The 23,841-nt window shown below is 63.3% G+C and carries 27 protein-coding genes and 1 pseudogene; 14 read left to right on the top strand and 14 right to left on the bottom strand.

Annotated features, from left to right (window positions below):
• Positions 1-20 precede the first annotated feature (20 nt).
• The 7 genes from tsaD to AB4Z43_RS21560 all read left to right on the top strand — a co-directional run bounded on the left by tsaD (position 21) and on the right by AB4Z43_RS21560 (position 4,844).
• Positions 21-1,106 carry a tRNA (adenosine(37)-N6)-threonylcarbamoyltransferase complex transferase subunit TsaD gene (gene tsaD / locus AB4Z43_RS21590; RefSeq protein WP_171903317.1) on the top strand — a complete coding sequence of 362 codons (1,086 nt, stop codon included), beginning with the start codon at positions 21-23 and terminating at the stop codon, positions 1,104-1,106.
• Entirely contained in the window at positions 1,103-2,134 is a 1,032-nt protein-coding gene (locus AB4Z43_RS21585; RefSeq protein ID WP_441938902.1) for an NAD(P)H-dependent glycerol-3-phosphate dehydrogenase, read from the top strand. The genes tsaD and AB4Z43_RS21585 overlap by 4 nt, the downstream gene beginning before the upstream one ends.
• Positions 2,135-2,185: 51 nt before the next feature.
• Positions 2,186-2,482, top strand: coding sequence for a YciI-like protein (locus tag AB4Z43_RS21580; protein ID WP_064981446.1), 297 nt, complete (start codon positions 2,186-2,188; stop codon positions 2,480-2,482).
• Positions 2,483-2,520: 38 nt separating this feature from the next.
• Entirely contained in the window at positions 2,521-2,946 is a 426-nt protein-coding gene (locus AB4Z43_RS21575) for an EVE domain-containing protein (protein WP_010912277.1), read from the top strand.
• Complete coding sequence (locus tag AB4Z43_RS21570; RefSeq protein WP_441938901.1) at positions 2,901-3,599, top strand: class I SAM-dependent methyltransferase; 699 nt, start codon at positions 2,901-2,903, stop codon at positions 3,597-3,599. Before AB4Z43_RS21575 ends, AB4Z43_RS21570 begins: the two co-directional genes overlap by 46 nt.
• Before the next feature lie 69 nt (positions 3,600-3,668).
• On the top strand, positions 3,669-4,085 hold the full coding sequence (locus tag AB4Z43_RS21565) for a DUF1761 domain-containing protein (RefSeq protein WP_441938900.1): 417 nt from the start codon (positions 3,669-3,671) through the stop codon (positions 4,083-4,085).
• 15 nt (positions 4,086-4,100) lie between these two features.
• Positions 4,101-4,844, top strand: coding sequence for a glycosyltransferase family 25 protein (locus AB4Z43_RS21560; protein ID WP_038650497.1), 744 nt, complete (start codon positions 4,101-4,103; stop codon positions 4,842-4,844).
• A gap of 24 nt (positions 4,845-4,868) precedes the next feature.
• Here the strand turns inward: AB4Z43_RS21560 and gcvA are convergent, their stop codons facing one another.
• Positions 4,869-5,801, bottom strand: coding sequence for a transcriptional regulator GcvA (gcvA, locus tag AB4Z43_RS21555; RefSeq protein ID WP_019861981.1), 933 nt, complete (start codon positions 5,799-5,801; stop codon positions 4,869-4,871).
• A 130-nt stretch (positions 5,802-5,931) separates the two neighbouring features.
• Here gcvA and AB4Z43_RS21550 point away from each other — a divergent pair, with 130 nt between their 5' ends.
• Positions 5,932-6,174, top strand: coding sequence for a hypothetical protein (locus tag AB4Z43_RS21550; protein WP_441938899.1), 243 nt, complete (start codon positions 5,932-5,934; stop codon positions 6,172-6,174).
• Between the two features lie 63 nt (positions 6,175-6,237).
• On the opposite strand, the gene AB4Z43_RS21545 is transcribed toward AB4Z43_RS21550, so the two are convergent.
• Positions 6,238-6,774 (bottom strand): L,D-transpeptidase family protein, encoded by a 537-nt coding sequence (locus tag AB4Z43_RS21545; RefSeq protein WP_223217913.1) that lies wholly within the window; start codon positions 6,772-6,774, stop codon positions 6,238-6,240.
• A 144-nt stretch (positions 6,775-6,918) separates the two neighbouring features.
• On the opposite strand from AB4Z43_RS21545, the gene AB4Z43_RS21540 reads away from it, so the two are divergent.
• The 3 genes from AB4Z43_RS21540 to AB4Z43_RS21530 all read left to right on the top strand — a co-directional run bounded on the left by AB4Z43_RS21540 (position 6,919) and on the right by AB4Z43_RS21530 (position 8,684).
• The gene (locus AB4Z43_RS21540; RefSeq protein WP_010912284.1) at positions 6,919-7,602 is read left to right on the top strand and encodes a response regulator transcription factor; all 684 of its coding nucleotides are present in this window, start codon (positions 6,919-6,921) and stop codon (positions 7,600-7,602) included.
• A 122-nt stretch (positions 7,603-7,724) separates the two neighbouring features.
• Positions 7,725-8,183, top strand: coding sequence for a cyclic nucleotide-binding domain-containing protein (locus AB4Z43_RS21535; protein ID WP_038650502.1), 459 nt, complete (start codon positions 7,725-7,727; stop codon positions 8,181-8,183).
• Between the two features lie 9 nt (positions 8,184-8,192).
• Positions 8,193-8,684: a GNAT family N-acetyltransferase gene (locus tag AB4Z43_RS21530; protein WP_441938898.1), complete on the top strand. Its 492-nt coding sequence runs from the start codon at positions 8,193-8,195 to the stop codon at positions 8,682-8,684.
• A gap of 140 nt (positions 8,685-8,824) precedes the next feature.
• Here AB4Z43_RS21530 and AB4Z43_RS21525 read toward each other — a convergent pair whose 3' ends face one another.
• The 3 genes from AB4Z43_RS21525 to AB4Z43_RS21515 all read right to left on the bottom strand — a co-directional run bounded on the left by AB4Z43_RS21525 (position 8,825) and on the right by AB4Z43_RS21515 (position 13,340).
• Positions 8,825-9,631 (bottom strand): exodeoxyribonuclease III, encoded by an 807-nt coding sequence (locus AB4Z43_RS21525; protein ID WP_038650507.1) that lies wholly within the window; start codon positions 9,629-9,631, stop codon positions 8,825-8,827.
• A 230-nt stretch (positions 9,632-9,861) separates the two neighbouring features.
• Complete coding sequence (locus AB4Z43_RS21520) at positions 9,862-10,542, bottom strand: outer membrane lipoprotein carrier protein LolA (protein WP_027047537.1); 681 nt, start codon at positions 10,540-10,542, stop codon at positions 9,862-9,864.
• Between the two features lie 134 nt (positions 10,543-10,676).
• The gene (locus tag AB4Z43_RS21515) at positions 10,677-13,340 is read right to left on the bottom strand and encodes a DNA translocase FtsK (protein ID WP_441938897.1); all 2,664 of its coding nucleotides are present in this window, start codon (positions 13,338-13,340) and stop codon (positions 10,677-10,679) included.
• A 307-nt stretch (positions 13,341-13,647) separates the two neighbouring features.
• On the opposite strand from AB4Z43_RS21515, the gene AB4Z43_RS21510 reads away from it, so the two are divergent.
• On the top strand, positions 13,648-13,908 hold the full coding sequence (locus AB4Z43_RS21510; protein ID WP_441938896.1) for a hypothetical protein: 261 nt from the start codon (positions 13,648-13,650) through the stop codon (positions 13,906-13,908).
• A 140-nt stretch (positions 13,909-14,048) separates the two neighbouring features.
• Here the strand turns inward: AB4Z43_RS21510 and AB4Z43_RS21505 are convergent, their stop codons facing one another.
• The 4 genes from AB4Z43_RS21505 to tesB form a co-directional block, all read right to left on the bottom strand.
• Complete coding sequence (locus AB4Z43_RS21505; RefSeq protein ID WP_019861990.1) at positions 14,049-14,324, bottom strand: hypothetical protein; 276 nt, start codon at positions 14,322-14,324, stop codon at positions 14,049-14,051.
• Between the two features lie 333 nt (positions 14,325-14,657).
• Positions 14,658-16,019, bottom strand: coding sequence for an ammonium transporter (locus AB4Z43_RS21500; protein ID WP_019861991.1), 1,362 nt, complete (start codon positions 16,017-16,019; stop codon positions 14,658-14,660).
• A 31-nt stretch (positions 16,020-16,050) separates the two neighbouring features.
• Positions 16,051-16,389, bottom strand: coding sequence for a P-II family nitrogen regulator (locus tag AB4Z43_RS21495; protein WP_013528889.1), 339 nt, complete (start codon positions 16,387-16,389; stop codon positions 16,051-16,053).
• Positions 16,390-16,711: 322 nt separating this feature from the next.
• A complete protein-coding gene (gene tesB / locus AB4Z43_RS21490; protein ID WP_019861992.1) occupies positions 16,712-17,572 on the bottom strand; it encodes an acyl-CoA thioesterase II in 861 nt (286 codons plus the stop codon).
• 98 nt (positions 17,573-17,670) lie between these two features.
• On the opposite strand from tesB, the gene AB4Z43_RS21485 reads away from it, so the two are divergent.
• Positions 17,671-18,930, top strand: coding sequence for a ubiquinone biosynthesis hydroxylase (locus tag AB4Z43_RS21485; RefSeq protein WP_441938895.1), 1,260 nt, complete (start codon positions 17,671-17,673; stop codon positions 18,928-18,930).
• Positions 18,931-19,151: 221 nt separating this feature from the next.
• On the opposite strand, the gene AB4Z43_RS21480 is transcribed toward AB4Z43_RS21485, so the two are convergent.
• The 3 genes from AB4Z43_RS21480 to AB4Z43_RS21470 form a co-directional block, all read right to left on the bottom strand.
• A complete protein-coding gene (locus AB4Z43_RS21480; RefSeq protein WP_284277378.1) occupies positions 19,152-19,679 on the bottom strand; it encodes a hypothetical protein in 528 nt (175 codons plus the stop codon).
• A gap of 158 nt (positions 19,680-19,837) precedes the next feature.
• On the bottom strand, positions 19,838-20,194 hold the full coding sequence (locus tag AB4Z43_RS21475) for a YciI family protein (RefSeq protein ID WP_441938894.1): 357 nt from the start codon (positions 20,192-20,194) through the stop codon (positions 19,838-19,840).
• A complete protein-coding gene (locus tag AB4Z43_RS21470; RefSeq protein WP_441938893.1) occupies positions 20,191-20,418 on the bottom strand; it encodes a hypothetical protein in 228 nt (75 codons plus the stop codon). The genes AB4Z43_RS21475 and AB4Z43_RS21470 overlap by 4 nt, the downstream gene beginning before the upstream one ends.
• A gap of 254 nt (positions 20,419-20,672) precedes the next feature.
• Here AB4Z43_RS21470 and AB4Z43_RS21465 point away from each other — a divergent pair, with 254 nt between their 5' ends.
• Positions 20,673-21,098 carry an OsmC family protein gene (locus AB4Z43_RS21465; RefSeq protein ID WP_010912297.1) on the top strand — a complete coding sequence of 142 codons (426 nt, stop codon included), beginning with the start codon at positions 20,673-20,675 and terminating at the stop codon, positions 21,096-21,098.
• A 70-nt stretch (positions 21,099-21,168) separates the two neighbouring features.
• On the opposite strand, the pseudogene AB4Z43_RS21460 reads toward AB4Z43_RS21465, so the two are convergent.
• Positions 21,169-21,794 (bottom strand): annotated as a pseudogene (locus AB4Z43_RS21460) (YceH family protein).
• A 155-nt stretch (positions 21,795-21,949) separates the two neighbouring features.
• Positions 21,950-23,551, bottom strand: coding sequence for a sulfatase-like hydrolase/transferase (locus AB4Z43_RS21455; RefSeq protein ID WP_441938892.1), 1,602 nt, complete (start codon positions 23,549-23,551; stop codon positions 21,950-21,952).
• Positions 23,552-23,841: the final 290 nt, after the last annotated feature.

Here is a 23,841-nt window from a genome sequence, read left to right as displayed (position 1 = left end):
CTTGGGATAGCGACGAATTGATCCGCGTTCTGGGCATTGAGACGAGTTGTGACGAGACCGCCGCCAGCGTCGTGGCGCTGGAAGGCGATGCCGCGCCGCAAATCCTGTCCAACGTCGTGCTTTCGCAGATCGAGGAACATGCCGCCTTCGGCGGTGTCGTGCCCGAGATCGCCGCCCGCGCCCATGTCGAGGCGCTGGACGGCATCATCGAGGCGGCGCTGGCCGATTCGGGCACAACCCTTGCCGATATCGATGCCATCGCCGCCACCGCCGGCCCCGGCCTAGTCGGCGGCCTGATCGTCGGGCTGATGACGGCCAAGGCGATCGCCGCCGCCGCAGGCAAGCCGCTGATCGCCGTCAACCACCTCGAAGGACACGCGTTGACGGCGCGGCTGACCGATGGGCTCGAATTTCCCTATTTGCTGCTGCTGGTCTCCGGCGGTCACACGCAGATCCTGGCGGTGCGCGGTGTCGGCGACTATCAGCGCTGGGCCACAACCATCGACGACGCGCTCGGCGAAGCCTTCGACAAGACCGCCAAGATGCTCGGCCTGCCCTATCCAGGCGGACCGAACGTCGAGACGGCGGCTCTATCAGGTGACGCCTCGCGCTTTGCCTTCCCTCGGCCGATGAAGGGTTCGGCGCAGCCCGACTTCTCCTTCTCCGGCCTGAAGACCGCCGTGCGCCAGGCGGCGACCGCGATCGAGCCGCTGAGCGACCAGGACGTCGCCGACATCTGCGCCTCGTTCCAGGCGGCGGTCGCCGATGCGCTGGCCGACCGCGTTTCGCGCGCGCTGGCGCGATTCAGCCAGACATTTCCCGACACGAAAAACCCTGCGCTGGTGGTTGCCGGCGGCGTCGCCGCCAACCGCACCATCAAGGCAACGCTGGAACGGTTGTGCGCCGAGGCCGGTTTCACCTTCGTCGCGCCACCGCTCAAGCTTTGCACCGACAATGCCGCGATGATCGCCTGGGCCGGCATCGAACGGCTGCGGGAAGGCATGGCGCAGGAGAACGGCTTCGATTTCGTGCCGCGCTCGCGCTGGCCGCTGGACAGCATCTCGGCGCCGATGGTCGGTTCCGGCCGGCGCGGAGCCAAGGCATGACTGGTCCAAGCGAGAACAGTCAGGGCATGGCCCGTCCCGGTAAAGGCGGCTGGCAGGTCGCCGTGCTGGGCGGCGGCGCCTGGGGCACGGCGCTGGCGCTGGCCATGCTGCGCGCCGGCCATAAGGTGCGGCTGTTCGCGCGCGATCCGGAAACCGTGGCGGCGATCGGCCAAGGCCAGAATCCGCGCTATCTGCCCGGCATCGCCATTGCGCCCGGCATCGAGGCGACATCGGACATTGCGGCAGCGCTCTCGGGCGCCGATTGCGTGCTGGCGGTGACGCCGGCGCAATCGCTGCGGGCGACGCTGACGGCCGCGAAGGACCATGTACCGGGTGGCATCCCGCTTGTTCTCTGCGCCAAGGGCATCGAGCGCGACACCGGCGCCTTGCTGTCGGCAATTGTCGAGGAAATCCTGCCGCGAAATCCGGTTGCCGCACTGTCGGGCCCGAGCTTCGCCACCGATGTCGCCCGCGGCCTGCCGACGGCGGTGGTGGTCGCCGCCCGTGACGAGGCGCTGGCGGTCGACCTTGCCGCCCGCTTTTCCGCCGAAAACCTGCGTTGCTATTCGAGCGACGACCTGATCGGCGTCGAGATCGGCGGCGCCTTGAAGAATGTCTTTGCCATTGCCGCGGGCGCCGTCACCGGCGCCGGGCTCGGCGCCAGCGCCCAGGCCGCCATGGTGACGCGCGGCTTCGTCGAACTGCGCCGCATCGGTGCCGCCTTCGGCGCCAGGCCCGAGACCTTGATGGGGCTTTCCGGCCTTGGCGACCTGTTGCTGACCTGTTCGTCCGCCCAATCGCGCAACTTCGCCTACGGGCTGGCGCTCGGGCAAGGCAAGGCGCTTGCCGGACTGGCGCTGGCCGAGGGCGTGCCGACGGCGGCGATCGCCGCCCGCATCGCCGCCGAGCGCGGCATCGACGCGCCGATCATCGCTGCCGTGGCAGCCATACTGGACGGCGCCATCACCATCCGCCAGGCCGTGACAGGCTTGATGACCCGGCCGCTGAAGACCGAAACCAACGATTGATCCCCCAACTTCAACCCCCCAATTTCAATCTCAACGACCAGGAGAAAGACCATGCTGTTTGCTTTTGTTTGCAAGGATAAGCCCGGAAGCCTGCAGGTGCGCCTCGACACGCGGCCCGAGCATGTCGCCTTTCTCGAAGGGCTGAATGCGGACAAGAAACTGGCCTTCGCCGGTCCGTTCCTCGATGCCGACGGCAAGCCCAACGGCAGTCTCGTGGTCGTCGAGGCGCCGGATCTGGCCGCGGCGCAGGCCTTGTCGGCCGCCGACCCCTATGCCAAGGCGGCCCTGTTCGAAAGCGTCGAAATTCGCCAGTGGAACTGGACGTTCAACAAGCCGGCGGCTAGTTAATTCCGGTTGCCCGCACCTGGATCGCACGGAGGAGAAACATGAACTACTGGCTGTTCAAATCCGAACCCTCGGTTTTCTCCTTCGAGGCGTTGAAGGCCAAGGGCAAGGCCGGCACGCAATGGGACGGCGTGCGCAACTATGCCGCCCGCAACAACATGAAGGCCATGCAGATCGGCGATCTCGGCTTCTTCTACCATTCCAATGAGGGGCTCAACATCGTCGGCATCGCCGAAGTCTGCGCGCTGGCCCACCCAGACACCACTTCGGATGATCCGCGCTGGGAATGCGTGGACATCCGCGCGGTTCGCGATGTGCCGACCCCGCCGACGCTGGAACAGGTAAAAGCCAATCCGAAGCTTGCCGACATGGCGCTGGTGCGGCTCGGCCGGCTTTCCGTGCAGCCGGTGACCCCGGCCGAATGGAAGGAAGTCTGCCGCATGGGCGGCCTGACGCCCGCTCCGTGACGGCGCTGACCCCGCACGGCGCGAAGCAATTCATCCTCGACAACACGGCGCTGATGGCGCCGCCGCACGTGCCGGAGATTCTGCTGCGCCTCGCCGATGAAGCGCACGATCTGTGGCAGCGGACCGAGGACGAACTGGTCGAGATCGGCCTGCCGCCGCCCTTCTGGGCCTTTGCCTGGGCCGGCGGCCAGGGCCTTGCCCGCTATGTCCTCGACAATCCCGACACGGTGCGGGGCAAGCGCGTGCTCGACTTTGCCTCGGGCTCCGGCCTTGTCGCCATCGCCGCCGCCAAGGCGGGCGCCGCCGAAGTGATCGCCGCCGACATCGACCCGTTCTGCGCCACCGCGATCCGCCTCAACGGCGAGGCCAATGGCGTCGGGATCGGCTTCCTCGGCACGGATTGCATCGGCACCGATGCGGGCTGGGACGTGGTGCTGGCCGGTGACGTTTTCTACGACAAATCCTTCGCCGACCGCCTGATGCCATGGTTTGCGACACTCAAGGCGCGCGGAGCCGAGATCTTCGTCGGCGATCCCGGCCGGTCGTATCTGCCGAAATCGGGGTTGGAGCCGCTTGCAGTCTATGAGGTGGAAGTCACGCGGGCGCTGGAGGATTCCCTAGTCAAGCGCACCACCGTCTGGCGCTTTGCTTGACGCCATCGCCGAAGCGCCTGATACAGAATGCATGCATGTCGCATGGCCTGCATCTGGAGGGGGAAGCTCATGGATTTTTCAGCAGTGAACTGGCTGGCGGTCATTGCCGCCGCCGTCTTGGCCTGGCTGTTCGGCGCCGCCTGGTACATGGTGTTGAGCAAGCCGTGGCTGAAGGCCGCCAAGCTCGATCCGGTGACGATGAAGAAATCGCCGCTGCCTTTCGTCATCAGCTTCGTCGCCGAACTGGTCATGGCCTACATCATGGCGCTGGTGGTCGGGGCGATGACCGGCGGTGAACCGACATTGCTCGCCGGGCTTGTCTTCGGTTTCGTGCTCTGGCTGGGTTTCGTCGCCACGACGCTGTCGGTCAACCATCGCTACGAGAATTTCGGCTGGGACCTGACCCTCATCGACGGTGGCCACTGGCTGGGCGTCTTGTTGATCGTCGGCGCGGTGATCGGCTGGTTCGGCGCCGCGGCAAGCTAAGCCGGCGCATTGTCGATGGCGGACGAGTCCGGATTTCCACGCGACCAGGTGTTCACCCGGATCTGCCACGTCAAGCAAGGCTATGACGACCGGCGCCGCCACATCGTCCGCGAATTCGAGCGGCGCGGCGTGCCGGTCTATTTTTACACGGACTGGGACCAGGCAGACATCACGCCGGAAATCCGAAACGAGCTGGTCGCGCCCGCCCTTACCCACCTGGCGACCGTCTCGCTGGCGCTGAAACATGTCGGCATCTGGCGCGATTTCCTCGAGACCGACCAGCCCTACTGCCTGGTTTTCGAGGACGACGTCTTCCTCGCCCGCGACTTCGTCGCCAAGTTCCGGCAGGGGCTGGCTGAACTCGGCGGCTCAACGCGCAAGGCCGTCATCTATCTCGGCAATGGCAGCAACTACTACACGCCGAGTTGGAAATTGCGGAAGGGCCAGAAGCTTTATCCGGCTCTCCATGCAAGATGCGCCGATTCCTACCTTATCACCCGCCCGGTTGCCGAGGCCCGCTGCGCCTGGATCGCGCAAAACAAGATATCGACGGCGATCGACCACCAGATTGAGCAGATGGACGAGAGGCTCGGGGTTGAGATGCTTTGGTTCGAGCGGCCGATTGCCGAGCAGGGCAGCGAGAACGGCTCATTTCACACCTCCGTCGCCAGCAAAAAGCAGCCGCTTTTCTACAAAAAGCTGAAATGGACCCTGAAGAAGTTCCGACGCATGATCTTCGGCTACAACGCCCGGTCGTGACCGAAAGACAGGCCCGGCAGCCGCCTACACCTTCTCCGTGCCGTGCGTCTTTGCCGCTTCCTCCAGCAGCCACTCACGAAACGCCGCGATGCGGGCGTCGTCCTTCACGGTTTCCGGATAGACCAGGAAATAGGCGAATTCCGGCGCGACCTTGATGCCGAGCTCGAAGGGGCGCACGAGACGCCCCTGCGACAAATCATTGGCGACCATGGCGAAGTCGGCCAGCGCCACGGCATTGCCGTCGAGTGCCGCCTGCGTGGCATCGGTCGAGGAACCGAAGACGAGCGTGCGGCTGTCGTCGAAATCGTCGACGCCGGCCGCCTGCATCCACATGCTCCAGTTCGGCCAGGTGACGCCTTGCCGCGACCAATCGATATGCGCGAGCGTATGCCGGAAGAGATCGCGCGGTTCGTTGAGCGGCGGCCCGGAAGCCAGCAGCGCCGGGCTGCACACCGGGATGATGATGTTGTCGAACAGCCGGTGCGCGCAAAGCCCGGCATATCTGCCGGTGCCGAACCGGATACCGATATCGACGTCGTCGCGCTCGAAGTCCCTGACATCGTAGGTGATGTCGAAACGCAACTCGATGCCCGGCCTCTGACCGCGGAAATCGTCGATGCGCCGCATCAGCCATTTCGTCGCGAACTGCGCGTCGAGCGTCACCTTCAAGAGCGCCGTGCCGCGCGTCATCTTGTGGGCGCGCGACACCGCCCGGTTGAGCAGGTCGAGCGCATCGATCGACGCCTCGTGAAGCACGTTTCCCGCTTCCGTCAACCGCATGGTGCGGCTGGTGCGGGTGAACAGCACCAGATCAAGCTGATCCTCGATTTCCTTGACCTGATGGCTGACCGCGGCCGGCGTCAGCCCAAGCTCGTCGGCGGCGCGGGTGAAATTGAGGTGACGCGCCGCCGCCTCGAAGGTCCTCAGCGCGCGCGTTCCGGGCAGGAGGCGCGACATCTGATCTCCAAATAAAACTTGATGATCTGAAAAGAACTACTCGTTTCCCGTTTGTTTTTCAATCCGGCATGATCTCGACATCGAGATACCTTCAAACCGGATTTGATATCCGGAGAAACCGGATAAAGCCATGACCGACATCGCTCTAAAGTCCCATACCGCCCTGAAATCATCTCTCCCGCAGTGGCTGCGCGCCACGTTCGACTGGCTGCGCCAGGCCAACGTCGCCGCCAGGCTTCCCTTGGAATCGGTCGACGACCTTTCCGACCGTGAACTGCGCGATATCGGCGGCCAACGCCGCGACATCGCCAGGGCGATGGACCGGGAACTCCGTGAAATCGGACTGCTGGGCACGGGTTGGCAGAAGCGATAGAAAAGGAAGTGGGCAGTAGGGGATAGACGTAGAAAGAGATCCCTACTGCCTACTGCCCATCCCCTACCGCACCACCTTCACCACTGTCCTACCCGACAGCAGCGGCAGCAGCCGGGCCATCGTGCGCGCGGTCACCGCCACGCAACCTTGCGTCGGCGTGAAATCCGGTCGCGCCAGGTGGAAGAAGATGGCGCTCCCGCGCCCGCGGCGGCGCGGCGCGATGTTCCAGTCGAGCACCAGGCAGGCGTCGTAGAGCCGGTCGTCGCGCCGCATGCGCTCATGGCTGGCGCCATAGGGGATCTTGACAGGCCTGTTGTAGTTGCGGTCGTCTGATACCTCGCACCAACCGAGGTCGGGCCCGATCGGCGTCATCGCCAGCCGCGTCCGGCGGCCACCGGCAAACTGATCTCCCCGGAAATAACCCGACAGGATCCGCATCGAGCCGAGCGGCGTGGCGCCATCGCCCTCGCGCTTGTCGGCCGAGATGCCGCCACGCCCGAGCGCGCAGGCAAACACGGTTTTTCCGGCCTGCAGCAGGCCCTGGCTGGGGTGGCCGGGCCTTGCCCGCACGGTCAGCACACGCAGCCGTTTCGGCAAAATTGCGCCGGCTGCATTGCGATCGCGTTTTTTCTTGTATGATCGTGCCACGGAACAAATCACTGTGATCGGCTATTGTGTCGGCCAGCTTCCGCATAAATACGCAGCGGTCAACTGAATTTCATTTTCAAAACAACGGATTGATCCATGACTTCACGCACCATCCTAATCGTCGACGACGACGACGACCTGCGCGGCACACTGGTCGAGCAACTCGCCCTCTACGAGGAATTCGACGTGCTGCAGGAAGCGACTGCGGCAAAAGGCGTCACGGCGGCACGCGGCGGCCTCATCGACCTGCTCATCATGGATGTCGGCCTGCCCGACATGGACGGCCGCGAGGCCGTCAAAATCCTGCGCAAGGGCGGCTATAAGGCGCCCATCATCATGCTGACCGGCCACGACACCGATTCGGACACGATTCTGGGTCTCGAGGCCGGCGCCAACGATTATGTGACGAAGCCGTTCCGCTTCGCGGTGCTGCTGGCGCGCATCCGTGCCCAGCTGCGCCAGCACGAGCAGAGCGAGGACGCCACCTTCTCGGTCGGCCCCTACACCTTCAAACCCAGCCAGAAGCTGCTCATCGACCCGCGTGGCGGCAAGGTGCGGCTGACGGAGAAGGAAGCCTCGATCATCAAATATCTCTACCGCGCCGACCAGAAGGTGGTGACGCGCGACGTGCTGTTGGAGGAAGTCTGGGGCTACAATTCCGGCGTCACCACGCACACGCTGGAAACCCATGTCTACCGGCTGCGCCAGAAGATCGAGCGCGATCCTTCCAATGCGGAAATTCTTGTGACAGAAAGCGGTGGCTACAAGCTGGTTCCTTAAACATTTCATTATCCAATAAGCGGTCTGGGCGGGACCGCTTTCGGGTGCGATCCTGTTGGAGGGGATTAAGGATCGACTCGTGAAGGAGGGATTGGACTGACCGTTCGGGGACGCAGCTAGAGATGGCGTTGGATGACGACATCCGCATTCTGTCCGCCGTGAGGCTCTTCCAGGGTTTCACGCAGGAACAGCTGCGCCTGCTCGCCTTCGGCGCCGAGACCACCCTGCTGCAGGCCAACCACAAGCTCTACCGCGAGGACGACGAGGCCGATTCGGCCTATGTCGTGGTCAGCGGACGCATCGTGCTCTATCGCGAGCAGAGTGGCGAGCGTATCCCGATCGGCACCGCCGGCCCCGGCACCATGCTCAGCGAACTGGCATTGATCGCCGACACCAATCGGCTGACCAGCGCGTCGGCCGAAATCGATTCGGAAGTGATCCGGCTCAGCCGCAAGATGTTCCGCCGCATCCTCGAGGAATATCCGGAACTGGCGGTGAAGCTGCACCAGCGCATCTCCGAGGAATTCCAGGACATGATCCGCCGCATCGAGGAACTGGCGCCACGGTTTTCGGGTAGGTGAGAGCCGCGAATGGACTTCCGGCTTGTTCGAGCCACCGAAAATGACCTGCCCTTCATCATGGCCACCGAACGGCGCGCAGGCTACGATGCCTTTGTCGGACGCTGGGATGAGCCATGTCATCGCCAAGCCTTTGCCGACGGCACCCACGCCTATTTCGTAGGGATCGAAGGCTCGGCGCCGATCGGCTTCGTGATCTTGCGCGGTTGGGCTTCTGCCGAACGTGTGACACTGGTCAAGCGCATTGCCGTTGTCGCGCCGGGCCAGGGCCGGATGCTGCTGGCGGCAGCGATTGACCGGGCCTTTGTCGAAACCGACGCCTATCGGCTATGCATCGGCCTCTTTCCGGACAACCATCGCGCGCGGCGCGCCTACGAGGCTGTTGGATTCACAGCCGAAGGTGTTGCGCGAGGAAGCGCGTTTTTCAATGGCGTGCACCGCGACGAACTGGTCATGGCGCAGCTGCGGCCGGAATGGGAACGTCGAGCAGGGACGCCGGCCTAAGGTGTGTTGAGATTCAGGTCAGGCCGAGCCGAAAATGGTGGCTTTCGAGAACCGGAGCGGAGCGTACATTTGGGTACGTGAGCACCGGAAGCGCAGGAAGCCGCTATTTGCAGGCCGGCCTCACCTGAATATCGACATACCTAATCCAGGTCGAAGCGCGCGATGACAGGAACATGGTCCGACGGCCGCTCCCAGCCGCGCGCCGCGCGCAGTATTTCGTAGCCGGCGAAATCAGGCACCAGATTGGGCGACGACCAGACATGGTCGAGCCGCCGGCCCCGGTTCGATGCTTCCCAGTCCTGCGCGCGATAACTCCACCAGGTGTAGAGCTTCTGGTCTAGTGGCACGTTGTGCCGCATCAGGTCGACCCAATTGCCGGCGAGCCGCATCGCCTCGAAGTTTTCGGTCTCGACCGGCGTGTGGCTGACCACATTGAGCAATTGCTTGTGCGACCAGACGTCGTGCTCGAGCGGCGCGATGTTGAGATCGCCGACCAGCACCGAGGCGGACACCTCTGTGTGCTCGGCGCGAATAGCGTTCATCTCGGCGACGAAATCGAGCTTGTGCTTGAATTTCTTGTTGATTTCGGGATCGGGCTCGTCGCCGCCCGCCGGAACGTAGAAATTGTGCAGCAGGATCGTCTTGCCGCCGGCGCGCACCGTCACCGACAGATGCCGGCTGTCCTCGATCTCGCAGAAGCGGCGCTTTTCGACCACCTCGATCGGCCGCCGCGCCACCGTGGCGACGCCGTGATAGCCCTTCTGGCCATGGAAGGCGATGTGCTGGTAGCCGAGCCTGCGGAATGCCTTTTCCGGGAACAGCTCGTCGGGAACCTTGGTTTCCTGCAGGCAAAGCACGTCGGGCGCGTACTCGTCGAGCAGTCGCTCCACGATCGGCATGCGCAGACGAACCGAATTGATGTTCCAAGTGGCGACGGAAAAGGGCATTTGGCAATCCGGACAGCGTGCAGCCAGCCAGGATCGATAGGCCCTGACGGAGAAGACGCCTTTTGAGGGAGTCAGTCCGGAAACTGCCAGCCGCGGGCAGCAAAGACAAGCCGGGCGCCAGTTATTGATCTCGGCGCCCCTCATTGACCTGCCGGGCATTTCTCCCCGCAAACGGGGAGAAAGAAACTGGTTTCAGCGCCGCCGCCGCAAACTTGCCGTAGCGACGGGAGCTATCTTGTCTTGGTGTTCAGCTCGCGGTTCGCCGTATAGTCGATGGCAAAGGTGTCGGGCGCGAAGCTGACGCCTTCCTTGGTGTTGAAGATCATCACCGTGGTGTCCTTGCCTTGCGCGTCGGTGATCGTCCACTGGCGCAGATCATAGGTTTTCGGATCGAACATCATGGTGATGCGCGCATTGCCGAACACCGACTTGTCGGAAAGCTGGATGGTGGTGAGATCGTCTTCTTCCTTGACGCTCTTGACGCGGTCGCCGGAGAGGTCGATCCGGTCATCGAGCAGCAGCTTCAGCGGCGTCTTCGACAGCGGATAAAGGTCCGATGTGTTCATTTTCTTGTTGAGTATGACCACCGACTTGCCGTCGGAAATCACCTTGAAATTCGACGCTCCATCATAGTTGAAGCGGATCTTGCCCGGCCGCTCGAGGAAGAATTTGCCGCCGGTCTGCTCGCCCTTGGGGCCAAACTGCACGAATTCGCCGCTCATCGATTTGACCGAGGAAAAATGGTCGGCGATCTTCTGCGCGGCGGCGGGCACGGCCGCCTGCGCCGAAGCCAGCAGCTCGAACCCGGGCACCACGTTGAAGGCGGCTGCACCCGTAGCGACAAGGCCGAAGCCGAGGAGCTGGCGGCGGGTCGGGGCAAAATCGCTGAGCTTGGAAAGATCGTTTTTCATGTCGGTCACTCTCGTGGTGATTCCTGTATCTGTCGCTGTCCTGAACCCCCAGTTGGGCTGAAGTTTGGCGGGGCGAACGCTGCTTAGTTGCTGAACGCGCCAGAGGGTTCAAAGTTGCCGTGAGCTCCCCGCCATCAGAACTTGTCGTCCTCGGTCGGCACCAGGATTTCGCGTTTTCCGGCATGGTTGGCCGGGCCGACGATGCCTTCCTTTTCCATCTTCTCGATGATCGAGGCGGCGCGGTTATAGCCAATGCCGAGCCGGCGCTGGATGTAGCTGGTCGACGCCTTGCCGTCGCGCAGCACCACCGCCACCGCCTGGTCGTAGGGGTCGTCGGAATCCTCGAAATTGCCGCCGCCACCGCCGCCGGAGCCACCGCCCTTGCCGGACGGCTCGTCCTCATCCTCGTCATCATCCTCGGTGATGGCGTCGAGATATTCGGGCACGCCCTGCAGCTTCAGGTGCCCGACGATCTTCTCGACCTCGTCGTCGGAGACGAAGGGGCCATGCACGCGCTGGATGCGGCCGCCGCCGGCCATGTAGAGCATGTCGCCCATGCCGAGCAGCTGCTCGGCGCCCTGCTCGCCCAGAATGGTGCGGCTGTCGATCTTCGATGTCACCTGGAAGGAGATGCGGGTTGGGAAGTTGGCCTTGATGGTGCCGGTGATGACGTCGACCGACGGACGCTGCGTCGCCATGATGACATGGATGCCGGCGGCGCGCGCCATTTGCGCCAGGCGCTGCACCGCGCCCTCGATGTCCTTGCCGGCGACCATCATCAGGTCGGCCATCTCGTCGATGATGACGACGATGTAGGGCATCGGCTCGAGATCGAGGTCCTCCGTCTCGTAGATCGCCTCGCCGGTCTGGCGGTCGAAGCCGGTCTGCACGGTGCGCGAGATTTTCTCGCCCTTTTTCTCAGCCAGCTGGACCCGTGCGTTGAACCCGTCGATGTTGCGCACGCCGACCTTGGACATCTTGCGGTAGCGGTCCTCCATCTCGCGCACGGTCCATTTCAACGCCACCACCGCCTTCTTCGGATCGGTGACGACCGGCGTGAGCAGATGCGGGATGCCGTCATAGACGGAGAGTTCCAGCATCTTCGGATCGATCATGATCAGCCGGCACTCCTGCGGCGTCAGCCGGTAGAGCAGCGACAGGATCATGGTGTTGATGGCGACCGACTTGCCGGAGCCGGTGGTGCCGGCGACCAGCACGTGCGGCATCTTGGCGATGTCGACGATGACGGCCTCGCCATTGATGGTTTTGCCCAGCGCCAGCGCGAGCTTTGCCTTGGTCGTCTCGAAATCGCGGCTCGCCATGATCTCGCGCAGATACACCGTCTCGCGCTTGGCGTTCGGCAATTCGATGCCGATGGCGTTGCGGCCGGGCACCACGGCGACGCGGCAGGCGATCGCGCTCATCGAGCGGGCGATGTCGTCGGAGAGGCCGATGACCCGCGACGATTTGATGCCGGGCGCGGGTTCCAGCTCATAGAGGGTGACGACGGGACCCGGGCGCACGGCGATGATCTCGCCCTTGACGCCGAAATCCTCCAGCACGCCTTCAAGCAGACGCGCATTCTGTTCCAGCGCATCCTTCGACAGGCTCGGGTCACGTGCGACGTTCTTCGGTTCGGACAGGAAATGCAGCGACGGCATTTCGAACTTGTCGGAGCCGATCAGCGAGGTCTGCGCCTCGCGTTGGACGCGTGCGCCAGGCGCCGGGCGCGGCGCCGGCGCCTCGACGCGGGTGGCGGCATCCGAACGGAACTGCTGCACCTTGGCCGTTGGCGCCGCACGGCGCTGGGTGACGGGCTCCTCGTCGAAATCCATGTCCTCGTCGTCGCGGTCGAAGATGTCGTCATCGTCCGGATCGACGGATACGCTGCGGTCATTGACCATGGCGGCGAAGAATTCCGGCTCGACGCGGGCGCGGCCATCCGGGCTCATCCGTTGCTCGGCGAATTCGGCCGATTCGACGCGCTCGGCGGCACGCCGCCAGGCGCTGGGGCGCGGCTCCATCTCCGGCTCGTACTCGTCGCGTTCCTGCCTGCGGCGCACCGCGCGGCGATGCATCCACGCGCGCAACGACAGCCACCAATGGGTGATGGCGCCGAGCGCCAATATGCCCTCGTCGCCCTCATCCTCTTCATTGTCGAACAGAAGATCGTCCTCGCGCGGGTCCGCGGCCGCCGGCTCTTCCATCACGGCGAAGCCGTTCTTGCGCCCGATCAGCGCCGAGCCATAGGCGAACAGCCAGAGCGCCGGCACGGCCAGCAGCACGGCGAGCACGCTGGCGATCAGCCCGGTCGGATAGCCGCCGATCAGCACGCCGGGAATCTTGAGCACCATGTCGCCAAACACGCCGCCGAGGCCGGTGGGCAGCGGCCAGGTCTTGGGCGGAACGATGCAGCCGGCGATGGCGGCGGCGAGCAGCGCGAAGCCGAACCAGAACAGCCCGCGCTTGGGCAGCCTGTCGACGCCGCGCGCCGAAAACAAGAGATACCCCCAGATGACAGCCGGAACCAGCGCCGCAACCGCGGCAAGGCCAAAGAACTGCATGGCGAGGTCGGAGAAAACCGCGCCGGCATAGCCCATGGCGTTGGTGACGGTGTTGTTGGTGGCGTGTGAGAAGCTTGGATCGGCAACGTTCCAAGTGGCGAGGCTGGCGACCCCGAAGGCCACAGCCAGAAACATGCCGGCGCCGACCAGCCGGCCGACCTGGCGCCGCGCGAAAGCCTGGATGCCGTGCCCCGTATCGGTCATCGCGAGCGGTGCTGAAGCCCCTGAACGCATGCTCTTCCCCGTCAGTGATTGCCTGGCCCGAGCGCATGACGCACTCCGGCAGATTCGGATGCCAGACTATCGGTGGGAAGGTTAAGGGGGCATTAACTATAAGAGGTTGAGATCATCAAACTCGTCACTTCAGGTTGCAGCGGAAGCGGGCGGGATGTGCAATGTCGCCGTGCGGCCACCGGGGTAGATAGAGGCATGCGGTTCTATCTTCCTTCGCGGGGCGGCCCTGGCCTGGGCAGGGCTTAGTCTCCTGCTTGCTGCGCACTGGTTTGTCGAACTCGGGATGGTGGGCTTTCCGGATGGTCACGTGACGCCCTTTGCCAGGGCGACCGGCCCGCTCCTGCACCTGCTCGCCTCCGCCTGCCTGATACAGGGCCTGTATTTTCTGTACAGGGCTCTCTTCGGCAAGGCATTTGAGGTGCCGGGTCTAGGCCTGCAAATTCTGATTGCGGCCGTACTGACGGTGGCGCCGACGTTGATTGTCCGCAATTGCCCCCGTTCCCAGATGTGCAGCAGTGCCTATGAGGCGCTGACAAACACCATGATGGACGACGGCACCGGCGGATAGACTCCGCCATCGGACGGGCATCGGGAACGCCTGCGGTCTCCGCCAAGGCGTACTGGCAAACGAAACAATGGCGGGCACCTGGACCCGCCATCGTTTCGCTCGACAACAAAAGGATCGGGCATCTGCCCGATCCCGCGCGATCACTTGTGACCGGCGTACATCATCAGGTTGGCGCAGAATTCGGCGTGAGGCTTGCTCATCGCTGCGTCCTGGCACTCCTTCATCATCTGGTCCTGCTTGTCCTTGGCCGTCGAGGCCCAGGCTGCCTTGAAATCCGCCTCGGACTTCATGGTCTTCATGCCGGCATCGGTGAAGAACGGCGCCATATTGTCAGGCTCGTCGAGCGCGCCAGCAAGCGCAACGCCGCCGACCATCGACAGAGCCAGTGCTCCCAGGAAGATGTTCTTGATGTTCATCAGTTGGTTCCTTCCCTGTTGGTAGCGAGCACCAGAACGGCGCTCGCACCTCCAGTACGGAGCCGGGAGGCTCTATGTTTCTCCTCGTTGGCTGATCACGCGAACGTGATCGCATCGAAAAACGATTCCTCCTTCTTCTTTTCGAAGCGTTCGATTTTCCAGAAAAAGAGGCCCGAATTGCTTCGGGCCTCAATGCGTGAGCCTCTTTCGAGAACGTCACGACGGGATCTCTGGAGTAGCTCCGGGAAAGCCGAATTGCAGGTTTTCCCGGGATTGCGTGAAAATATGGGGCCGGCGGGAGGAGGATCCGCCGGCCCCTTGGCGAAGCTTGCTTTACGGCACCACTTCGCCATGCTGGGAGATGTCGAGGCCTTCGACCTCTTCCTGGGTCGTCGGACGCAGGCCGACCAGCGCCTTGACGATGTAGAGGATCACGAAGGTGGCGATCGCCGTCCACAGGATGGTGAAGACGATGCCGTAGAGCTGCTTGCCGATGGAAGCGTCTTTGCCGAGTGCATTGATCGCCGGATCGGCGAGCACGCCGGTCAGCAACGCACCGACCACGCCGCCGACGCCATGGACGCCGAAGGCATCGAGCGAGTCGTCATAGCCGAACATATGCTTCACCTTGACCGCCGAGATGTAGCAGACCACGCCGGCGACGATGCCGACGATGAAGGCGCCGGTCGGGTTGACGAAGCCGGAAGCCGGCGTCACCGCGACGAGACCGGCGACGGCGCCCGAAATGATGCCGAGCACCGAGGGCTTCTTGGCGACGATCCATTCGGCGAACATCCAGGCGAGAGCCGCCGCGGCGGTGGCGACCTGGGTGTTGAGCATGGCGGCACCGGCAAGGCCGTCGGCTGCCAGTTCCGAACCGGCGTTGAAGCCGAACCAGCCGACCCACAGCAGCGAAGCGCCGATCACCGAATAGACCAGGTTGTGCGGCGCCATGTTGGTGGTGCCGTAGCCTTCGCGCTTGCCCAGGACCAGCGCGCAGACCAGGCCCGCGACACCGGCGTTGATATGGACGACCGTGCCGCCGGCGAAGTCGAGCACGCCGGCCGCGCCAAGGAAGCCGCCACCCCAGACCCAATGCGCGATCGGCGCATAGACGACCAGCAGCCACAGGGCCATGAAGATCAGCAGCGCCGAGAACTTCATGCGCTCGGCGAAGGCACCGGCGATGAGGGCAGGCGTGATGATGGCGAAGGTCATCTGGAACATCGAGAAGACGAACTCAGGAATGTTCGCGACCCCTGGCAGCCACAGCGTCGAGACGGTGATGCCGTGATGGAAGAATCTCGAGAAGCCGCCGATGTAGCTGTTCATGCTGGCGGATTCATTGGTGGTGAAGGCCAGCGAATAGCCGAACATGAACCACAGCACCGTTACCAGGCAGGTGATGGCGAAGCTCTGCATGATGGTGGCGAGCACGTTCTTCTTGCGCACCATGCCGCCGTAGAACAGCGCCAGGCCCGGAATGGTCATCATCAGCACCAGGGCCGTCGAGGTCAGCATCCAGGCGGTGTTGCCGGTGTCGAGCACCGGGGTGGGCGCGGCAGCCGGTGCGGCGGCGGCAGCGGCCGGAGCGGCTTCCTGCGCAAAGGCGGCGACGCTGCCCAATGCTGCCAGAGCAAGCGAGCCCAGAAGGGCCGCCCGTCCCGTCGTCTTCAAGGTGGAAGAAATATTCATTGAACTCTCCATTGGAATACGTGTTCGCCGCTCAGAGCGCGTCGGTGTCTGTTTCGCCGGTGCGGATGCGCACCGCCTGATCGATGCCGAAAACGAAGATCTTGCCGTCGCCGATCTGGCCGGTCTTGGCCGCGGCGGTGATGGCTTCGACGGCCTTGTCGACCATGTCGGCACTGACAGCGACCTCGATCTTGATCTTCGGCAGGAAACTGACCGCGTATTCCGCTCCGCGATAGATTTCCGTATGTCCCTTCTGACGCCCGTAGCCTTTGACTTCGGTGACGGTCAGGCCCTGGATGCCGACGGCGGTAAGCGCTTCGCGTACCTCGTCCAGCTTGAACGGCTTGATGATTGCCATCACGATTTTCATAAGGTTTCACCCTTTGCTGTTGCGGTCCCCCGCGTTTGCACGACTTCACCGATCCCAAAGAGCCGGAGAGTGCACACAAGGATTCAAGCTCCGTGCCAAGTGCCGAAGCAGCATGTTAACCTGTTGTAAACACAGGGAATGAGGCGATGGGAGGCAGCGGGTGCCAATGCCTGCGGCACGCCACATGCTCAAAAAATATGCAATTTTTCGAATTTGCCTAATTTGCCGGCTTTGAGCATGATCCCGAAAAGTCGAGCCCGGTTTTCCCGGACAAACGGTTTTCGTTTGCCCAGTGATCCTGCTCAAACAAGACTCGCAATGCTCAACGCTTGAGCCGGATCAACCCTTCCTGGGCCATCGAGGCGATCAGCGTGCCGTCGCGCGCATAGAGCGTGCCGCGGCTGAAGCCGCGCGACCCCGAACTCGACGGGCTGTCCTGCGCATAGAGCAGCCAGCCGTCGAGCGAATGCGGCCGATGGAACCACATCGAATGGTCGAGGCTCGCCGCCTGGATATCGGGATCGAACAGGCCGCGCCCATGCGCGAAGGTCGAGGTGTCCAATAGCGTCATGTCGGAGAGATAGGCCAGCAGCACCGATTGCAGCGCGCGGTCATCGGGAACCGGGCCGCCAAGGCGGATCCAGACGTTCTGCCGGGGCGGCAGCTTGTCGCGGCTTTCATAGTGCTGGAGATTGACCGGCCTGAGTTCCAGCGGCCGTTCGCGCGCCCAGAAGCGGCGCACCGCCTCCGGCACACGCTCGGCTCTTTCGAGCAGCTGGCGCTGCGTCAGCAGCCCTTCCGGCGGCGGCACGTCGTCGGGCAGCGCGAACTGGTGCTCCAGCCCCTTCTCGTCGACCTGGAACGAGGCTTCCAGCGAAAAGATCGCCTGTCCGTGCTGGATCGCCAGCACGCGTCGAGTGGTGAAGGAGCCGCCGTCGCGGATGCGGTCGACCTCGTAGACGATCGGCACCCTGATGTCGCCCGGCCGCATGAAATAGCCGTGCAGCGAATGCACGAAGCGGTCCGGCTCCACCGTCCGCTGCGCCGCTACCAGCGCCTGGGCGATGGTCTGGCCGCCGAACACGCGCTGCCACTCCACCTGGGGGCTGCGACCACGATACAGATTGTGTTCCAGCCTCTCGAGGTCGAGAATGCTCAGAAGCTCGTCGATCGCCGCCGTCATGTTTTGTGACCTCGCCGCAAAATTGCTATGGCGGTTTCCGACAGGAAGAACGAGCCGTCAAGGGCGCGAGCCCGGGCCGACGCGCAAGGAGCCAAGGCATGGAACGCAAGGCGGACGCCAAGACCAGATCCGGGCTCGATGTCCTCGTCGCCGGAGCAGGCTATGTCGGCCTGGCCACCGCCGTCTCGCTGAAACAGGCGCGACCGCATCTGGCCGTGGCGCTGGTCGATGCCGCGCCCGCCGGCGCCTGGCAACGCGACGGCCGCGCCTCGGCCATTGCCGCTGCCGCCTGCCGCATGCTCGACCAGCTCGGCGTCTGGGCCGAGATCGCGCCGCAGGCGCAGGCGATCACCGAGATGATCATTACCGATTCGCGCAGCGCCGATCCTGTGCGCCCGGTCTTCCTGACCTTTGGCGGCGAAGTGGCGCCGGGCGAGCCCTTCGCCCATATGGTCGCCAACAAGTCGCTCAACGGCGCCTTGCGCGCCAGGGCCGAAAAGCTCGGCATCGACATCATCGAAGGCGTCGCGGTGCAGGGTTTCGAGACCAATGGCGCCGGTATCACCGTGCATCTGGCCGACGGCGCCGCGCTGACGGCACGGCTGCTGGTCGCCGCCGACGGCGTCAATTCGAAGCTGCGCGACATGGCCGGCATCAAGACGGTGAAGTGGGACTATGGCCAGTCCGGCATCGTCTGCACCGTGGCGCATGAACGCCCGCACAATGGCCGCGCCGAAGAGCACTTCTTGCCCGCCGGCCCCTTCGCCACGCTGCCGCTGAAACCCGACGAAGACGGCACCAACCGCTCGTCGATCGTCTGGGTCGAACGCACGGAGGATGCCAAAACGCTGGTGGAAGGCGACGACCTCGTCTTCGAGCATGAACTGGAACAGCGTTTCAGCCTGAAGCTCGGCGAGATCCGCGTTGCCGACAAGCCGCGCGCCTGGCCGCTCGGCCTCACCATCGCGCGCGCCTTCGTCGCCCCGCGCGTGGCCCTTGCCGGCGACGCCGCCCACGGCATCCATCCGATCGCCGGCCAGGGCCTCAATCTCGGCTTCAAGGATGTGGCCGCACTTGCCGAAGTGATCGTCGAGGCCGACCGGCTCGGCCAGGACATCGGCGCGCTCGACGTGCTCGAACGCTACCAGCAATGGCGCCGTTTCGACACGGTGCAGATGGGCGTCACGACGGATGTGCTCAACCGGCTGTTTTCCAACGACATCACCCCGCTGCGCACCGTGCGCGACATCGGCCTCGGCCTCGTCGAGCGCATGCCCAGGCTGAAGGCGTTTTTCATCCGGCAGGCATCGGGATTGTCCGCAGGCACGCCGAGGCTATTGAAGGGGGAACAAATCTAGCAACCAAAAGAGGTAGTAGAAAACCACAATGGCGGCCAGCATGCCGATCACAAACCTGCCGGCCCTGAATTTGCGCAGCCAATCACCAAACAGCGTGTCAACCAGACCGCCAATTGCGCAGCCATGTAGGCAATTGCTTCCATCTGTGCCTTAACGGTTTGGTGTGCCTGCCCCTGATGTAGGTACGCCGCCTTCCGTTCAAAGATCGACGTTAACGGGTATCAGTTGACCTCAAAGCCAAGCTTCTGGCGTAGCCGCAGAATGCGCTGATCGGCGATCTCGAGGCGCTTCTCGCCGCCTTGCGCTGCCCGGTTGACCATCTGCAGCAGATCGTTGCGCTCGGCGACGTCGAGACGTTCGCGCAGGAACGGCGCCAGCTTGTCGATGACGATCGTGGTGTCATCGATCTGCGCCGCCGCCCATTTGGCGTAGATCACCGCCTCGTCGGTCTTCTTCTTGTCGGCGATCTCGGAGATTACTGCGCGGATGACGGCCTCGCGCTGCGGCAGCACGGGGCCGTTCTCGGAAACGATCGCGGTAATCAGCGTCGCGGCGGCCACCACCGGATCGTCGATCGCCGTGAGCGGCGACAGGGCCGCCTGCTTGCGCAGTTTCTTGCGCCTGATGTTGCCTTGCACGCGCCCGACGACATCGGCGACCTCGCGCGCGGCATCGTTCATGGCCTTCATCCGGTACCACCAGAACGCCGCCGCACCCAGCACGCCAAGGACAGCAATCAGGAAAGGCATGTCGAAATCCCCCGGAAATCCGAGGGACGATAAGAGAACTGTCGCGCCGCTTCAACACGCGAGAGTTGCTTGCGGCGAAGAAACTTCAATTGCGGCTGGTGAAACTTAGGCGATTAAACAGCCGGTTTGTAGCCTCAGCCGCCAAGGCCAGGCACCACCTAAGACCCCGGTATAGTGTAGATCGCCCGGACCTCGACCGTGCCGAGTTCGGCCAGCGGAATACCGGCGGCGATGTCCAGCGCTTCGTCGAGAGTGTCGGCCTCGACCATGACGAAGCCGAGCAGTTGCTCCTTGGTTTCGGCGAAAGGGCCGTCGGTGACGAGGCGCTTGCCCTCGCGCCGGCGCACCGACTTCGACGTTCTCACCGATTGCAGCGCCTGCGCGATGATCAGCTTGCCCTCCTGGTCCAGGGACCTATCATAGGCCAGTGAATCCGCGTCGAGCTTGGCCCCGCGCTGCACGGTCAATGCGTAGAGGTCCTTTTCCTCGCCATAAACCAGGCAGACATATTTCATTGCGATATCTCCTGCTGAGACGAACCATAGGATGCGACGACGAGCGTGTCAGCCTTGCCGTCGATGGCCGCCGCATGGTCGAGAAGGCATGTCGCGACCCCGATGATGGCGACCGCCGCCAGCAGCCTGGCGAAGACGGGCGCAGGCGGATCCAGCCAGAAGTCTTCCTGTCGCTCAGGCCCATGGCCCGGGCTCTTCCAAAGTGCGAAAAACAGATTGTCCATGTGAACCTCCATCAGGCCACAAATCCCATGGCCGCCCACAGGACGGACGGGCTGGATGGAAGTCGACATTTTTGCGCGACTATTTTTTTCCGGGCTGCCCGGATTTTTCCGAAGGCAAATGCGCCGTCATCGTGCCGTGGTCCAAACAGTGCAGTGGTCTTCGCGCCCACCCGCGCTATAGTTGACCGGACGCCGGGCTTCACCCGGACAAAGTTCACGACAACCCCAAGTTCACGGCAACCAAGGAGGACTTCATGGACCGCACCGCAACCGCCGTCTGGAAAGGCAATCTGAAAGAAGGCAAGGGCACGCTCGACAGCCAGAGCGGGACGCTCAAGGGCACGCCCTATTCGTTCAAGGCGCGCTTCGAGGATGAAAGCGGCAAATCCGGCACCAACCCGGAAGAGCTGATCGCGGCGGCACATGCCGGCTGCTACGCCATGCAGCTTTCGCACTTCCTGGCCGAGAACGGCACGCCCGCCGCCGAACTCGACGCCAAGGCCGTGGTGACGCTGGTTCCGGGCACCGGCATCACCGGCAGCGCGATCACGCTGGTCGGCAAGGTGCCCGGCATCGATGCGGCGAAATTCAAGGAATTGGCCGAGAAGGCCAAGGCCGAATGCCCGGTCTCCAAGGCGCTCGGCGCCATAAAGGTGTCGCTCGACGCCAGGCTCGGCTGAGCGGGGTAACCAGAAGCGACAAACGCCGGCCTGAGAGCCGGCGTTTTCATTCGAGCAACTCCAGGTGGCCTCAGCCGCCCAGCGCGTCAAGCCGGGCGCGAAGGGCCGCGACTTCCTGCTCCAGCGCTTCCACCCTCGCTTCGAGGTCGGAGTGAGGCATGGCCGGCGCGCTACGCTGGGCCGACAGGGCTGCAACGTCCACCGGGCCGGCGAGAAGATGCACGTAGCGATCCTCGCGCTGGCCTGGTCCGCGCGGGATTTCCTGGACCAGCGGCGGCCGCCGGCCGATCAGCATGTCGAGTTCAGCGCGCAGATCCTCGATGAAAATCGCGCCATGCGCTCGGCTCGAGCCAGGAGTTCATGCGCCGTCTGCGGTCCGCGCAGCAGGAGCAGGCCGATCAAGGCGGTCTGTGGCGTGGTCAGCGAGAAGCGCTGCGCCATCTGATGCTCGTAGCGCTCGACGCGCGAACCGAACATCTGCCGCACCAGCCCCTTCTGCTCGAGCAGCTTCAGCGCCCGGTGCACCTCCGTCTGCTCCAGCGCCATGACCGGGTCACGCGCCGTCTTCTGGTTGGCGGCGGCAAGGGCTGCGTTGAGCGTCAGCGGATAGACGTCAGGCGTCAGCTCCTTCTTCTCGATCAGGCAGCCGAGCATGCGCGCTTCGATGGGGGAGAGGATGGGAAGGTCTTCGCTCATGGATTTCTATACCCAAAGCTTCCGATACCATGACCGTCCGCGAAACGTCTCCCATTTTCGATCGACGAATGCGCTACGAAGCGTCACACTTTTCAGCCTTTTCTCGCATCAGGGCGCTATCTGGCATCGGACATTTGCACCGGCGCGGTTCGGCACTAGAGGGCATTAGTCCTAGGCGTCTCGGCCTTCCGCTCAGGTTTCGGCTGCCAGAATGATCTGACGAGGATATCCTCGGCATAGACCGCGTCATCGAGCAGGTCCTGTCCAAGTTCCTGGGCCAGCGTCGGCCGATCCCCGAGCAGCGAGACGCCAAAGGCGGCCTGGCCATTGGGGGGTGGCACGTCCAGCGCGTCGAGGATGGTGGGGAATATGTCGATCGTGCCCGAAAGTCCGGTATATGTCTTGGACGGAATACCGTCCCCCGAGAGGGAGAAAAAGTTGCGTCGTTCATACTTGTCCAGGCGGTCCGTCACCGCGCTAGGTGCACTGAGATGGTCGCTTTGCAGCACCAGAACGGTGTTCGCCATCAGACCGTCGGCTTCGGCTTTGTGAATGAAGTCGGCAACGAGCATGTTGGTGCATTTCACGGCGTGGAGAATATTGGGGGCTTGCGGGGAAAGTCCCGTCTTGCCGATACATTTGTCGGTCAGGTAGCCATCCATCGCGTGCCCACCGCTGACGGCGATCGTCAAGGAGAACGGTTTGCCGCCGCGCTGCGCACGCCGCAAAATGTCGAGGCTCAAATCCAGGACTTCAGCGTCGTCGGCGCCGAAACTGTTGCCGCGCCCGGCGACCGCAGCCACCACTTCGGGGCCCCCGAAAAGCGATGAGTAGCCATGGGTGGAATAGAATGTCCCCTGACCGGTGAAGCTGAGTGGCCAACCGGTAACAAAGTTCTGCTGATAACCCCGTGCCTTCAGAACATCGCCCAGGCAGGTCAGGCCAGGCAGGAATTGCGAATGCTCCTCCAGGTATTGGCGCGATGTGAAGAACGTTATCAGCAGCGGCGTTCCACAATTCGCAGCGACCATCCCTGAGATGGAATTGTTGGTGTAGGCAAGCTGCACCATGTTGCTCGCCGAAACGCCGCGCTTGTCGAACTCGAGCAGCGGACCCATGACGTCGCCGAACTCCGCCTCGTTCATGTAGGAGCGCTCGGCGCTTTCGATAAAAATATGAACGAGGTTGCTGGGCGCGACGGCCACGGATGCTGCTGCACCCTCCGGCTCTGCCAAAGCGGCAATATCGACGAACCGCTTGGACAGGAAATCATGCAGGGGATTGGGATGAATTGCTGCCGCGATCGGACGTGTCAGCATCGGGTTTGCCGCCAGGAAGAACGCCATCAGGGCGACATCCAATCCTCTCGTCAGCGTACCGCGCGCCTTCAGTGCGCCGAGACCGAGAAGAACGACCAGAATAACCAGCATCGTGCTTCCGGTATTCCACAAATACTCAAAGACGACACCGGGCGTCAGCATCCCGGCGCCGGCATGCATGAACATCGCACCCCAGTCAAAATAGCCGAAGACGCTTTCCAGATAGACATAGACAAGGAACAGAAGGCAGGGAAAGAGCGAGAAATAGGGCCTGAACCACCGGCTTCCCTGCCGATCCGCCTTCTTGTCCCGGAAGCCGTCAAGCCAGAGAAGCGCGATCAAAACCCCCAGGCCGAGAGCCGAGAGCAGCCCCTTCTCCTGAAAATAGATCCGCGACACAAGCCAGGTGAGCGAGCCGACTGTTGTGGCGCTGATCAATGGCCCAGATACTGAACACCCATTCACGATGAAGCCGCGCACCGCTTTACACTCGAACCGCGATCTCGAAAGTGAATATCGGTGACTGCTTAAAGCTACACTAAGACAATACAAGTAATCGCGCGCAACTAGCAATCAATTACTTAAGCTGTCGCTAATATTAGTCACCAAGACTCCCTCGACGCCCCAGACTAGCAAGCGACATGTTTGAAACAAGACCGGGCCGGAGCCCGCCCGTCTGGCGGCTGGACGACAGCGCAACCAGCAAGAACTGCCGGGCCATCTGAGCT

Origin of the sequence: Mesorhizobium sp. 2RAF45, assembly GCF_052115225.1 — a bacterium.
Taxonomy (GTDB): Bacteria; Pseudomonadota; Alphaproteobacteria; order Rhizobiales; family Rhizobiaceae; genus Mesorhizobium; species Mesorhizobium jarvisii.
This window is presented reverse-complemented; position numbering and strand designations above follow the sequence as displayed.

What these genes read in the sequence shown, in the direction of transcription:
- tesB (WP_019861992.1), bottom strand. Translation starts at nt 17,572, where the DNA reads ATGACGGCGGCGATCGACGAGCTTCTGAGCATTCTCGACCTCGAGAGG.
- AB4Z43_RS21560 (WP_038650497.1), top strand. Translation starts at nt 4,101, where the DNA reads ATGGCGGACGAGTCCGGATTTCCACGCGACCAGGTGTTCACCCGGATC.
- AB4Z43_RS21500 (WP_019861991.1), bottom strand. Translation starts at nt 16,019, where the DNA reads ATGAATATTTCTTCCACCTTGAAGACGACGGGACGGGCGGCCCTTCTG.
- AB4Z43_RS21495 (WP_013528889.1), bottom strand. Translation starts at nt 16,389, where the DNA reads ATGAAAATCGTGATGGCAATCATCAAGCCGTTCAAGCTGGACGAGGTA.
- AB4Z43_RS21565 (WP_441938900.1), top strand. Translation starts at nt 3,669, where the DNA reads ATGGATTTTTCAGCAGTGAACTGGCTGGCGGTCATTGCCGCCGCCGTC.
- AB4Z43_RS21515 (WP_441938897.1), bottom strand. Translation starts at nt 13,340, where the DNA reads ATGCGTTCAGGGGCTTCAGCACCGCTCGCGATGACCGATACGGGGCAC.
- AB4Z43_RS21535 (WP_038650502.1), top strand. Translation starts at nt 7,725, where the DNA reads ATGGCGTTGGATGACGACATCCGCATTCTGTCCGCCGTGAGGCTCTTC.
- AB4Z43_RS21585 (WP_441938902.1), top strand. Translation starts at nt 1,103, where the DNA reads ATGACTGGTCCAAGCGAGAACAGTCAGGGCATGGCCCGTCCCGGTAAA.
- AB4Z43_RS21580 (WP_064981446.1), top strand. Translation starts at nt 2,186, where the DNA reads ATGCTGTTTGCTTTTGTTTGCAAGGATAAGCCCGGAAGCCTGCAGGTG.
- AB4Z43_RS21475 (WP_441938894.1), bottom strand. Translation starts at nt 20,194, where the DNA reads ATGAAATATGTCTGCCTGGTTTATGGCGAGGAAAAGGACCTCTACGCA.
- AB4Z43_RS21485 (WP_441938895.1), top strand. Translation starts at nt 17,671, where the DNA reads ATGGAACGCAAGGCGGACGCCAAGACCAGATCCGGGCTCGATGTCCTC.
- AB4Z43_RS21480 (WP_284277378.1), bottom strand. Translation starts at nt 19,679, where the DNA reads ATGCCTTTCCTGATTGCTGTCCTTGGCGTGCTGGGTGCGGCGGCGTTC.
- AB4Z43_RS21505 (WP_019861990.1), bottom strand. Translation starts at nt 14,324, where the DNA reads ATGAACATCAAGAACATCTTCCTGGGAGCACTGGCTCTGTCGATGGTC.
- AB4Z43_RS21520 (WP_027047537.1), bottom strand. Translation starts at nt 10,542, where the DNA reads ATGAAAAACGATCTTTCCAAGCTCAGCGATTTTGCCCCGACCCGCCGC.
- AB4Z43_RS21550 (WP_441938899.1), top strand. Translation starts at nt 5,932, where the DNA reads ATGACCGACATCGCTCTAAAGTCCCATACCGCCCTGAAATCATCTCTC.
- AB4Z43_RS21570 (WP_441938901.1), top strand. Translation starts at nt 2,901, where the DNA reads ATGGAAGGAAGTCTGCCGCATGGGCGGCCTGACGCCCGCTCCGTGACG.
- AB4Z43_RS21465 (WP_010912297.1), top strand. Translation starts at nt 20,673, where the DNA reads ATGGACCGCACCGCAACCGCCGTCTGGAAAGGCAATCTGAAAGAAGGC.
- AB4Z43_RS21525 (WP_038650507.1), bottom strand. Translation starts at nt 9,631, where the DNA reads ATGCCCTTTTCCGTCGCCACTTGGAACATCAATTCGGTTCGTCTGCGC.
- AB4Z43_RS21530 (WP_441938898.1), top strand. Translation starts at nt 8,193, where the DNA reads ATGGACTTCCGGCTTGTTCGAGCCACCGAAAATGACCTGCCCTTCATC.
- AB4Z43_RS21470 (WP_441938893.1), bottom strand. Translation starts at nt 20,418, where the DNA reads ATGGACAATCTGTTTTTCGCACTTTGGAAGAGCCCGGGCCATGGGCCT.
- gcvA (WP_019861981.1), bottom strand. Translation starts at nt 5,801, where the DNA reads ATGTCGCGCCTCCTGCCCGGAACGCGCGCGCTGAGGACCTTCGAGGCG.
- AB4Z43_RS21540 (WP_010912284.1), top strand. Translation starts at nt 6,919, where the DNA reads ATGACTTCACGCACCATCCTAATCGTCGACGACGACGACGACCTGCGC.
- AB4Z43_RS21575 (WP_010912277.1), top strand. Translation starts at nt 2,521, where the DNA reads ATGAACTACTGGCTGTTCAAATCCGAACCCTCGGTTTTCTCCTTCGAG.